The following is a 12,146-nucleotide window of genomic DNA, read 5'->3' on the forward strand; positions in this document are numbered from 1 at the left end:
TTAACCATACTATTATCTTTGTATCTTTTTAATATTTCTTCATGGAGTGAATTGGTTCATAACTTTTGTTGGTTATCTTGGACTACGAAACCTATTATTTCTCTTCTTGTATTAATAACTTTATTTATTTTAATTGTATATGGAATTTATTTTTTACTGAAGCTACAAAAAGATTTTGGTTTTATCAAAAAATTATCCTTAAAGGCAGAAAAAGTTGAAACTGATATTGAAATCTTCTCAAATGAAAGTTCAAGGGTATCTTATTTTGATCGCTATTTAGATGATGTACTTTATTTGTTTAAGCAGTCTGAAGCGGATGTTATAGTATTTGAAGATATTGAACGTTTTAATGATTCTAGAATTTTTGAAAAATTGAAGGAATTAAATATAGTTATCAATAGAAAAAGAAAGATATGTGGCGAGTCCAAGCTGGTGTTTTTCTATCTTGTAAAGGATGATTTGTTTGAATCACAAGAGAGAACGAAGTTTTTTGATTTTATTATACCTGTAGTTCCTGTCGTAACCGCTTCTAATTCTCATGATATTTTAAAAAAATTGCTGACAGAAATGAGGGAATACACTAGGTTAGACAAGACGTTTTTATTTAATATTTCTTTATATCTTGACGATATGAGATTAATCAATAATATTTGTAATGAGTATCTGACCTATAAAGAAACATTGAGTAAATTACCATTAGAGCGTGAGAAAATTTTTTCAATGGTAGTCTATAAGAATATTTTCCCTAAAGATTTTTCACTTTTGCAAAGAAATCAAGGGTATTTATATGAATTGTTGAACTCAAAAGAAATAGCATTAAAAAATCTTAGAGAGGAGTTAAATAATAAGAAAAATGCTTTGGAGAGAAAGATAGAGAATGCTGAGGAAGAACATTTAAACGATGAAGTTGAATTATATGGAACTATCTTAAAAATACCGTCTGGAAGAAAAATAATTAAAGTAAATGGAAAATTTGAAAAAGATTTTTCAACACGTTATGATTACATAAAAGAGTTAATTGCAGGAGATAGTGAAATTTATTCCTTTGATAGTTATCATGATGCGGAGTATAATCAATATAAACGAAATGAGGATATTGATTCTTTATTTCCTAGTAGGAATACTCCGGAATTTCAAGAGCGTTTAAAGAATACTAAAAATAAAAAAATAATAGAAAAACTAAGAGAAGAAATTAAGAAAATAAATGATGAACTTGGTGAACTAGACAGCTATAGATTATCAGACGTTTATCAATATGCTAAAGATATTGATGATTTTAAAAGTGACTTTACAGAAGAAATAAGAAAGAATCCTCAATTCTCAATAATTTCTTTCCTAATTAGAAATACTTATATTGATGAGAGCTATCAAGATTATTTGAATTATTTCTATGAGAATACGATAACGGTAGAAGAAAAAGAATATTTAAGAAATGTAATTTCTGGCAGACAGAATAAATATAATATTTCTCTAAAAAATTTTGATGAAATCTTTAATTATTTAGAATTAAAAAATTATAAAAGTAGTAATGTGTTAAATTATGATTTATTTAGATTTCTGTTATATGCAAACGAACATAATGAGAAGTTGAAATTAATCTTTCACCAAGATAATATTTTGGAATTTTTACTGGACTTTTATAACGAATTATTTAGATTAGATGTTGAAAATAAATCGTTTTTCTCAGAGCGTGATATAAGGGTGTTTTTGATAAAATGGCTACATCATAACTCGGAACTCTTCAATGAGTATATTCGCCAAAAACATAGTAATTTGGTTGATAAAAGATTGATATTATCTTTAATGAATTTAGTTGATTTGTACGATTGTACAAAAGAAACAAAAGAACAAATTTCTAAATATCTAGAGATGACACAAGAGGTTTTTCTTAATATTTTTCAAAATTATTATTGTGATTTTGAGAAGTTTAAATACAATTTATCGGCTATAGATTTTAAAATTAAGGAATTTGATTTTGAGAGTTCAGGATATGAGGAAAATGTGCTGAATTATATTTATAAGAATCGCTTATACGATATTTGCAAATATAATGTACTATTTTTCATGGAACGGTATTCTGATATGGGCACAGAGTTATCAGATGTAAAACATAAAAATTATGAAATCATGACTGGTCAAAATGGATTAAAACCTTTACTAGATTATTGTCAATCTTCTGATGAAGAATTCCTAAAGTATATTTTAATGTATATTACTTTATCAGAGGGAGAGATGCGTGATAAACCTGAGTATATTGAACAATTATTGAATAATAATGTTGTATTTAATTATCAATTACCTCAGGAAACATTAGAACGTGATGAATCTGACGACTCAGATAATGACGAAAAAATTAAAAACGTTACATTAGAAGAAAAAATTATCTCCAGTATCCCAGAGTTTTATATAACTTATACTCAAGATAAATTCAATGATCTATCTAGTGAAAATCGAGAATTACTAGTAAAAAATCTTGTTCAGACTAAAAAAGCAGAAGTGAATACTGAAATTGTTTTAGAATATTTTAGCCAAAACAATGAAGGAGATACTAATTTAGTAGACTTTATTAATCAGAGTACTAATTTTAGGTTGGATAATAATATTTATCAAAACTTAGAGGAAGAAATTGGCAAAAAATTTCAAAAGTTTATCATAAAATCCTTAGGATTAAAGAAAACTATAAGAATACAGCTACTCAGAGATATAGGAATTCCTTACTATGAAATTTTTGACGATAAGAGCATAGATAATGATCAACTCCAAGATCTAATGTCTCAACATCTAATTGATTTTAACAAAATTAATATAGATTTTATAAAGGAAGAATATTCCGAACTCATAGGTTTCTTTATTCTTTATAATATTAATGATTATTTGAATTTTAACAAAGAACAGATTGATATAGAACAACTTGAAATTCTATATGAACAGAATGAATTTGAAGAAAAAATAGATTTAAAAATATTAGCACTTCTATTAGATAATCATTATAACGAAGATTATTTTATATATTTAATAGACAACTATACTTTTGATGAAGGTGACAAACAGCTTCAAGAAAATATACAAAAGATAGTTAAAAAATATATAAAACAATTTATAGAGTTGGATGAAGAAGGAATTAGTTATTCATTGTATGAATCAATCCTGAATTCGAATGATGTCTCAGCTGACCATAAGAAAAAACTTTTAGAAAAATTAATTTCTGTTTCAGAAAATAGAATCAAAATAGATAAGCTAGATTTATTAGGTGAGTATTTAGATTTATTAGAATTACCGGATATTATGCAAATTTTGAAGGAACAAATCAATGATAATAACTATACTAAATGGGAAGCTGCCTTTGAAAAATTAAACCAAAATGAAAGTAATGGTGGAAAAGGGAATCAGGATGCGAAGGTACCGAATTCTAAATTTAATAAAAAACTACTCGATTACTTAAAGAAAAGGGAGTTGATATCTAATAAGTCCGGAGGTGAAGGAACTGTACTAAAGCTATATGGATTTAGGACGAAACAGATCGAATTTAAAGATAGCTTGGGAGAAAATCATGAGTAAAAATAGTATCACTCCAATAAAATTTAAGAGTTTTTTAAATCATTGGTCATATACAAGATTAAAAGAAGTCAAAGACGTTCGAGATGGGACTCACTCATCTCCAAAATACATTGACAATGGGTATCCTTTAGTAACTTCAAAGAATTTAACAGATTCTGGACTAAATCTAAATGATGTATCATTAATTTCTGAGTCAGATTATAATGAGATAAATAAACGTTCAAAAGTAGAAGTAGGGGATATTCTACTTGGGCTAATTGGTACAATAGGAAAGCCAGTTTTAGTTGAAATAGATGGATTTTCTATAAAAAATGTTGGATTGATAAAAAATGGTGGAAAAATACAAAATCAATTTTTACTGCAATATTTAAAAACGAACTTATTCAATAAATATATTCAAATTGAAATGGCAGGGAATACTCAAAAATTTTTGGGGCTAGAAACGCTTCGTAATACCAAGGTTCCAGTTCCTAGTCCAGAAGAACAATCCGCCATCGGCTCCCTATTCCGCACCCTCGACGACCTTCTGTCCTGCTACAAGGACAATCTAGCCAACTACCAATCTTTCAAGGTTGCCGTGCTTGCCAAAATGTTTCCCAAAGCTGGACAGACGGTTCCTGAGATTCGTTTGGATGGTTTTGAAGGTGAGTGGGAGCTTCGTGAAATTAATGATTTAGCTGATGACTTTCAAAGTGGTGGCACTCCAAAAACAAATGTTCAGGAATATTGGGATGGGGATATTCCTTGGATTCAGTCATCTGACTTAGGGATAAATTGTCTATTTGAGATTAAAGTTCAAAAAAGTATTTCTGAGAAAGGATTGGAAAATTCATCAGCCAAAATAATTCCAAAGGATTCAATTGCGGTTGTTACGAGAGTTGGAGTTGGGAAGTTAGCAGTGATGCGTCATGAATACGCAACAAGTCAAGATTTTTTATCACTCTCAAATCTTAAATCAAATATAGAATTCACAGCATATTTGCTATATAGATTACTTCAAAAGGAGGTTAACCAACTTCAAGGGACATCAATAAAGGGTATTACTAAAGTGGAATTACTATCGAAAAAAGTACTTATCCCATCTCTCCCTGAACAACAAGCCATCGGCGCTTACTTCTCTAACCTCGATAATCTCATCAATTCTTATCGAGAAAAAATTTCTCAGCTTGAGACTCTGAAAAAGAAACTCTTGCAGGAAATGTTTATCTAACGTTTTATTTAACTGAAGGGGGGCTAACTATGCCAGATACAACTTTTAACCGTGAAAAGAAAACAGATAGACCTGTTATTGCACTTTGCTATGATTTTGATAAGACACTTTCTCCAGATAATATGCAGGCTCAAGGATATATCCAAACAGTACAACCAGAAGGTAGCGATATGATTGGTGATTTTTGGAAGGAGTCAAATGGTCGTGCCACGGCAAATAATATGGATAAGAACCTTGCTTATATGTATACAATGAAGAAAAAAGCACGTGGGCAAATCGTCTTTACAAAAGAGAAGTTAGCTGAGTATGGATCTCAGGTTGCACTTTTTCCTGGAGTAGAGGATTGGTTTAAACGCATAAGAGACTACGGGTATGATAAAGGGATCATTGTCGAGCATTATATTATATCTTCAGGTTTAAAAGAGATGATAGAAGGAACTACAATTGCAAAAGAGTTTAAAGAACTATACGCAACTTCTTTCTATTTTGATGATGATGGAGTTGCTGTCTGGCCTGCTCAAGTAGTGAATTATACTAATAAGACACAGTTTCTTTTTCGTATCTCAAAGGGTGTTCTTGATGTTAATGATGAAGCGGTTAATGATTCTTTCGCACCTGACGAAATCAGAGTTCCATTTCGAAATATGATTTATTTAGGTGATAGCGATACAGATATTCCTTGTATGAAATTGGTGAATTCTCAAGGTGGATATTCTGTCGGTGTTTTTAATCCAGATGAAAAAGATGAACTGAAGGCAAAGAATAAAGTCTATAAAATGATGAGAGATAATCGTATTTCTTACTTTGCTCCTGCAGACTATTCAGAGGGTAGTGAGCTTGACGAACTAGTGAAATTGATTATTGATAAAACTGTATACAATGAAAAACTGTATGAGAAAAAGTACAATAATCAAAAAGAAGCTATCGAACAAGCTAAACCAAAAGAAGAGCAAGAGAAATTAGATTTAATCAACTCATTAGAAAGTAGTGGTAGTTTCAAAAATACTCATGCTATTGTTGAGAAGTTATCAAAATATACTAGTTGGAAATATGAAGAATTGGAAGATCTCTTAGAAATTGCACTAGTAAATACACAGGTATGGCATATTTTAAATGATCCAGATATTAAAAAGTTTTACCAGTATCTTATTGAACAACTTGGTAGCAATACTGATGAGTTAATTAGAGACAAAGTTGAAAATATTCAACAAAAATTTGAATCTTAAATTGTAGATGAGAATTATTAGGTAGGTTATGACGGAAAATAATTTTATAAAATTAGATCAAATTGATACCGCAACTGCATCGAAAAATTTTGCAAATTTATTAAGAGAAAATAAGACATATTTTCTTAATGGTACTTGGGGATCAGGTAAGTCTACCTTTCTTAAAGAAGTCGACGATACAAAACAAGTTAAACTAGTAATCATTGATTTTTGGAGATTAAATGACAGTCGATCAACTCTAGAGACAGTTTTTGCGAGGTTACATCCATTTGTTTATTGGGGCTTAAGATTAATTGTAATTCTATGCATTGCATTATCAATCCTAATGACTAATGTAGTTGATTTGGGTCTAAGTGCTTATGTACCTAATTGGGTTGTTTTGTTTGCAGGAGTAATTGCTTTAATAGTTGCAATCCATCAGTTTTTGAAAATAAAATCAGATGGAATTTATAGCTGGTTGTTGACTAAAAATTATCTTTCATGTAGGAAGAAAATCTTGGTTGTTGACGACTTTGACAGGATGACTCCAGCTCAACAGGAAGCAAGTTATAAACTGTTTAGTTTACTCAATGGAAAACTTCCGATTATTTTTATTGGAGATATAGAGATAATCCATAGAAGTGAGAGTAATTATCTTTCAAAAATTATAGATCGACGAATTGAGTTGCCATTTGTTCTCCATCCTACAAAAATATGGAGTGATTATTTCGAACAATTGGAAAAGAGATTAGAAATAAAGCTTTCTGATGGATTTAAGAGGGCGTTCATAACAGATGAAAGAAATTTACGAGACAGAGAACGTTTTAATGATTATGTTAATCTAGAATTGATTGGACGTAATAAAGAGAAATATGTTCAAATTGAGCAACAACTTGTTGTTATATATCTTTTTCTATATTATCCAAAATTTTATGAAAGTCTAAAGAAAGATAAAGGATCTATTAAATTAGATCCGAATAAAACGTTAATATTAAAAGAACTTCATAATATTTTATTTGAAAAAAATAATTCATATCCTAGTTGTTATTTTTTAAATAAGGAAGCTTACCTTATAAATGAAGTACCATCAAATAGACTCACTGGAGAATTGATTCAGATTATTGATGATGAACGACAGCTTTCTAATGAAATTTTACTTTCACAGAATGATTTCCGAGATTTTATCAATGGAGAATACGAAAAACTAACTAATCAACAACAAGATTTATTGTTTTCAAATGCTTTAAAAGTATCAACTCACAGTGAAGATAACTTGCTAGTAAATCTTATTTTGCAGAAGAAGGTTAAGACTGAAATTCCTGAATATAGGATAGGGACTCAAGATGTGAATATTGAATTAGTTAAAAAGACTTATTTATTTTTAAAGAGTGTTTTAGGTAAAACAGATGTAAGCGAGATATTCTATTTTATTTTCAAACATAAAATTTTTAGATATCAAGATATGGAAGGTGTTAATACAGGATTAAGTCCTGATGATAAAGAATTTCCATCATACAGGTGGAAATATATAGTAATTTTGATTCACTTGTATGAACTAGATAAAGTACTTCAATTTTATGAATGGAGCAATACTATCTGGGGAGCCATAATGAAACTAAGTACAGAAGAGTTCCTCCGTTTTTGGATAGAATTTGGATTTATAAGTAATAAAGATCAGAATAAACCTGGGTATAATTCTAAAAATAAAGAATATATTTTTGTAAAAGATTTTAACACTTATGCTGACGAAGAAGATATTATTTTCTTAAAAGGAAGTATTAAGGAAAGATTAAACGAACTTGAAAAAGAAGGATTCAAATTCGAAGATTAAAAGCTAAAAGGAGTTGCCATGGTATCAGTAACACAACGTATAAAAGACATTCAGCAACCTCGAGGTGGTTATCTGCCCATCAAATTATTTTCAGTAGAGCAGTTCGAAGACCATAGAGTTCTGCATCCTGTAGAGTCTTTATCTCCTAGTTTAGTGGGGATTTGTGTGGACTACTTGACACGCTTTATGAAAGGGACAGAAGCCCATGATGCTTTCAGAATTTCTCTAAAGGGAGCTCAGATGGTTGGTATGGGAGACCTAGCAGAAGCACTGCTCGATTTGGTGACAGGATTGGACGATTTATCGATAGAAAGTGCGTGTCGTTTGGTTTCTTTTGATGTTGTTTATCGTGCAGGGAAACAGTATTATAAGCCTTTTGAGGAAATTATAGTAGATGCAGAAACGATAGAGAATATTCGTATCATGGTAGAACGAAGTCTTTGCTTTTTCGACCTCTATGGTCCTTTGGTAAAGGATGGTTTTAACTTTTTGGGAGGCTATACAGATACGATTGATAAGGGTGATGGAGATTTTCTGACCAAGGATACACTGTGGGATTTTAAGGTGACTAAAACAGCTCCTAATAAAGACCATACACTACAAGTCCTTGTCTACTATATCATGGGCCTACATTCCTTTGACCCTGACTTCCTGTCTATCGAAAATCTTGGATTTTATAACCCTCGAAAAAATATCGTTTATCAACTTCCAGTCTCTTCTATTCCTTTAGATTTGATTCAAACGATTGAAAATGAAGTGATTTGTTATAAATGAATGCTTGTTTAAAAATAAATTGCAAAACTTAGAAAGAAACATTATGGAAACAACACAAACGTCCCAGTCGCTCTACCAAGCCCTGTGGAATTCAGCGGATGTTCTCCGCTCCAAGATGGATGCCAATGACTACAAGTCCTATCTTTTGGGCATGGTCTTTTATAAGTACCTGTCTGACAAGATGCTCTTTTTCGTGGCGGAGACCATGGAAGAGGGGACGGATAGTCTTGAGGATGCCCTTGAGGTCTATCGTAACTACTACGAGGATGCGGATACCCATGAGGATCTGGTCTCTGTTATGAATGATGAGCTTAACTACATCATCAAGCCACACTTGACCTTTACGGCTCTGGTAGCACGTGTCAATGAGGGAACTTTCCAGCTGGAAGATCTAGCTCAAGGTTTTCGTGATATCGAGCAAAGCGACGACCTTTATGAAAACCTCTTTGAAGATATCGACCTTTACTCTAAAAAGCTAGGGGCGACTCCGCAAAAGCAAAACCAAACGGTAGCAGCGGTCATGAAAGAGTTGGCTATGCTAGATGTGGCTGGTCATGCTGGTGATATGTTGGGGGATGCCTATGAGTATCTGATCGGTCAGTTTGCGACTGACTCGGGTAAGAAAGCTGGTGAGTTCTATACGCCTCAGCCTGTTGCCAAGCTTATGACTCAGATTGCCTTTTTGGGTCGTGAAGACCAGCTAGGTTTTACTATCTATGATGCGACTATGGGGTCTGGCTCTCTTTTGCTTAATGCCAAGAAATATTCTCATAAACCGCAGACAGTTGTCTACTTTGGTCAGGAGCTCAATACCTCGACTTATAACCTAGCACGGATGAATATGATCCTACACGGGGTTCCAGTTGAGAATCAATTTCTCCACAATGCCGATACACTGGATGAAGACTGGCCGACACAGGAACCGACCAACTTTGACGGTGTTCTCATGAACCCTCCATACTCTGCCAAGTGGTCAGCAAGCTCTGGCTTCCTGAATGATCCTCGTTTCTCTCCTTTTGGGAAACTGGCACCCCAGTCTAAGGCTGACTTTGCCTTTCTCCTGCATGGATATTACCACCTCAAGCAGGATAATGGGGTCATGGCTATCGTCCTTCCTCACGGTGTTCTTTTCCGTGGCAATGCGGAGGGAACCATTCGCAAGGCCTTGTTAGAAGAAGGAGCTATTGACACGGTTATCGGTCTACCAGCCAATATCTTCTTTAACACCAGCATTCCGACTACGGTTATCATTCTCAAAAAGAATCGTACCAATCGTGATGTCTACTTTATCGATGCCTCTAAGGAGTTTGATAAGGGCAAAAACCAAAATATCATGACGGATGCCCATATCGAGAAGATTCTGGAAGCCTACAAGTCTCGTGAGGAGATGGATAAGTTTGCCCATCTGGCGAGCTATGAAGAAATTGTCGAAAATGACTATAACCTCAATATCCCTCGCTATGTAGATACCTTTGAGGAAGAAGAAGTTGAACCACTAACTGATATCGTCAGCAAGATTAACGAGACAAATCAAGCTATCGAAAGCCAAACAGCTTCTCTACTTGAAATGTTGAACCAACTCCACGGAACCACACCAGAAGCTGATGCTGAGCTCAAAGAGTTTTTGAAAAACTTTAAAGGGTGATGAGTGTAATTGATTCGCTCATAATTCGCTCATTTTTAGGATACAACTTTGTTTCCATATTTCCTGGAAACGGATAGAAAGTAAGGAGAAACATGGAACAAATTAACCAAAAATCCCAGTGCCAACAACTCTGGGCTAGAAACAAATACCTCGTTTTGAGCCATTCCAGCAATATTTACAATGAGATTCGCCAATACTTGAAGAATGAACAGGTGGAGCTGAGTCAGGTTCAAGAGATGATTGACCGTGCCTGCCAGATCCCAGAACACAGGGGTCAGGTTTGCAATGCCTTTCAGCATATTTGGGGCTATTTCAAAAAGAAAGCGACAGATGTTGAGCGCAAGGACTATATGCTCTTGCTTGATCGCTATCGCTTTGGTCAGGCTTCCAAGGAAGACTTGATTGCTAAGACTCGAGACTTGCTTAATCGCTATCCCAATACCTACTTGCAACATTCGACTTTACTGAAAGGAGACACCCATGAGACTTTGGCATGAGGCTTTGATTTCACAACTTCCCCGTCCGCAGCTCTTGGGGCAACATCGAGAGTGCTGCGCCCTGCGTGGCAATGGCTGGGGCAGAAAGCATGCGACGGTGGACTATGTCTTTACCCACTCGCCCTATCGTCTCTATGCCTATCATCGCTTGATCATGGAGGAGATGGCTGGCCGTGGCTACAATGTCAGTCCAGAGTGGCTGGACAAGGACTACCGTGGCAAAACCTGCCCTCCCTATGAAGACTTGCCTGAGGAGAAGTTGGACAATCCCGTCTACAGTGAGCATGATGCAGGATACTATGAGGAATGTCTGGCTAATCTCCGAGAGAAAGGCATTGAGTTGGTGTAAGAGTCAGGATTAGCTCCACATTATAACTCTTCTCGTAATTTTTTCGAATAATAAAGATGAGACCTTTAGAATGATTCTAAGGTCTCCTTTTTATGAATATTAGAATTTGCTTTTAATAACTTTTGAGTTATAATTTAATTAGAAAGAGGCTACTTGGTGCATACAATTTACTTCTATAAGGACAAAAATGGAAATGAGCCAGTCTTAGATTATATGAGAGAATTGGCTAGTCAGAAAAGTAAGGATAGTCGCATCAAACTCAATAAATTAAATGACTATATTGAGTTGTTGAGTCAGCATGGGACTAGAGCTGGTGAACCCTATATCAAACATTTGGAAGATGAAATTTAGGAACTAAGACCTCTGAGGGATAGGATTTTATTTGTAGCGTGGTTTGATGGGAGTTTTGTTCTTTTACATCATTTTGTTAAAAAGACTCAGAAAACTCCTAGGAGAGAGATTGATAAAGCCAAGCGTGAACTGAAGGACTTAAAAGAAAGAGGGTTAAGTGATGAAAAATAGCGCCATTGGGAGTAATTGGAAGGATGTCCGAAAAGAACTCTTTACCAAGGAGGAAATCCTTGAAAGTGATATGCGAGTGGCCATCATGAGTGAGTTGATAGAAGCTAGACATGAGCAAGGTATCAGTCAGAAAAAGCTAGAAGAACTCAGTGGAGTAAGCCAGCCTGTCATAGCTAGGATGGAGACAGGAAAGACCAGTCCTCAGTTGGATACGGTCTTAAGAGTTTTAGCCAGTTTAGGAAAGACACTAGCAGTCGTCCCACTTGAACAGGAAAAAAGTTGATTAAACTGACCTATAGTCTTTTCTAATAACAAGCCATAGTCACTTATAAGAATCGTCAATAGCTTGTTTGAGCATTCCAACTAAAATACAGCCACAAAACAAGCGATACAAAGGATTTGAGACGCTGGTCTCAAGTCTTTTTCTTTTGTCCAAAAGAATGATATAGTTTCAAACTATATCAAAGCCTAATTATTTACAATTATACAGACCCTTTCTTTTCTGTTAAGATAGTTTCAACAACAAATTTTGGAGGACACATCATGTCAACTACG

9 protein-coding genes and 1 pseudogene are annotated in these 12,146 nt (G+C 33.9%); all 10 read left to right on the forward strand.

Translation table 11 applies throughout. The features are described from left to right. The first annotated feature begins 6 nt into the window (after window positions 1-6). A complete protein-coding gene (locus GMD6S_RS12855; protein ID WP_337459982.1) occupies window positions 7-3,558 on the forward strand; it encodes a YobI family P-loop NTPase in 3,552 nt (1,183 codons plus the stop codon). Beyond that, the gene (locus GMD6S_RS10445) at window positions 3,551-4,768 is read left to right on the forward strand and encodes a restriction endonuclease subunit S (RefSeq protein WP_000042200.1); all 1,218 of its coding nucleotides are present in this window, start codon (window positions 3,551-3,553) and stop codon (window positions 4,766-4,768) included. The genes GMD6S_RS12855 and GMD6S_RS10445 overlap by 8 nt, the downstream gene beginning before the upstream one ends. A gap of 29 nt (window positions 4,769-4,797) precedes the next feature. Continuing rightward, a complete protein-coding gene (locus GMD6S_RS10450) occupies window positions 4,798-5,994 on the forward strand; it encodes a haloacid dehalogenase-like hydrolase (RefSeq protein WP_001113489.1) in 1,197 nt (398 codons plus the stop codon). A 28-nt stretch (window positions 5,995-6,022) separates the two neighbouring features. Beyond that, window positions 6,023-7,804 carry a P-loop NTPase fold protein gene (locus GMD6S_RS10455; protein WP_000138469.1) on the forward strand — a complete coding sequence of 594 codons (1,782 nt, stop codon included), beginning with the start codon at window positions 6,023-6,025 and terminating at the stop codon, window positions 7,802-7,804. Window positions 7,805-7,822: 18 nt separating this feature from the next. Then, window positions 7,823-8,578, forward strand: coding sequence for a hypothetical protein (locus tag GMD6S_RS10460; protein WP_000255407.1), 756 nt, complete (start codon window positions 7,823-7,825; stop codon window positions 8,576-8,578). A gap of 43 nt (window positions 8,579-8,621) precedes the next feature. Beyond that, window positions 8,622-10,223: a type I restriction-modification system subunit M gene (locus GMD6S_RS10465; protein ID WP_000450455.1), complete on the forward strand. Its 1,602-nt coding sequence runs from the start codon at window positions 8,622-8,624 to the stop codon at window positions 10,221-10,223. 92 nt (window positions 10,224-10,315) lie between these two features. After that, window positions 10,316-10,720 (forward strand): YbgA family protein, encoded by a 405-nt coding sequence (locus tag GMD6S_RS10470; protein WP_000435150.1) that lies wholly within the window; start codon window positions 10,316-10,318, stop codon window positions 10,718-10,720. Further along, complete coding sequence (locus GMD6S_RS10475) at window positions 10,704-11,069, forward strand: TIGR02328 family protein (protein ID WP_001241798.1); 366 nt, start codon at window positions 10,704-10,706, stop codon at window positions 11,067-11,069. Before GMD6S_RS10470 ends, GMD6S_RS10475 begins: the two co-directional genes overlap by 17 nt. Before the next feature lie 156 nt (window positions 11,070-11,225). Further along, a pseudogene (locus GMD6S_RS10480) lies at window positions 11,226-11,591 on the forward strand (type II toxin-antitoxin system RelE/ParE family toxin). Next, window positions 11,581-11,874, forward strand: a complete 294-nt coding sequence (locus GMD6S_RS10485) for a helix-turn-helix domain-containing protein (protein WP_000797741.1) — start codon at window positions 11,581-11,583, stop codon at window positions 11,872-11,874. The pseudogene GMD6S_RS10480 and the gene GMD6S_RS10485 overlap by 11 nt, the downstream one beginning before the upstream one ends. Window positions 11,875-12,146 lie beyond the last annotated feature (272 nt).

It is taken from the genome of Streptococcus sp. GMD6S, assembly GCF_000297015.1.

Coding starts and splice junctions, on each gene's coding strand:
- GMD6S_RS10445 (WP_000042200.1), top strand. CDS start 3,551: ATGAGTAAAAATAGTATCACTCCAATAAAATTTAAGAGTTTTTTAAAT.
- GMD6S_RS10450 (WP_001113489.1), top strand. CDS start 4,798: ATGCCAGATACAACTTTTAACCGTGAAAAGAAAACAGATAGACCTGTT.
- GMD6S_RS10455 (WP_000138469.1), top strand. CDS start 6,023: ATGACGGAAAATAATTTTATAAAATTAGATCAAATTGATACCGCAACT.
- GMD6S_RS10460 (WP_000255407.1), top strand. CDS start 7,823: ATGGTATCAGTAACACAACGTATAAAAGACATTCAGCAACCTCGAGGT.
- GMD6S_RS10465 (WP_000450455.1), top strand. CDS start 8,622: ATGGAAACAACACAAACGTCCCAGTCGCTCTACCAAGCCCTGTGGAAT.
- GMD6S_RS10470 (WP_000435150.1), top strand. CDS start 10,316: ATGGAACAAATTAACCAAAAATCCCAGTGCCAACAACTCTGGGCTAGA.
- GMD6S_RS10475 (WP_001241798.1), top strand. CDS start 10,704: ATGAGACTTTGGCATGAGGCTTTGATTTCACAACTTCCCCGTCCGCAG.
- GMD6S_RS10485 (WP_000797741.1), top strand. CDS start 11,581: ATGAAAAATAGCGCCATTGGGAGTAATTGGAAGGATGTCCGAAAAGAA.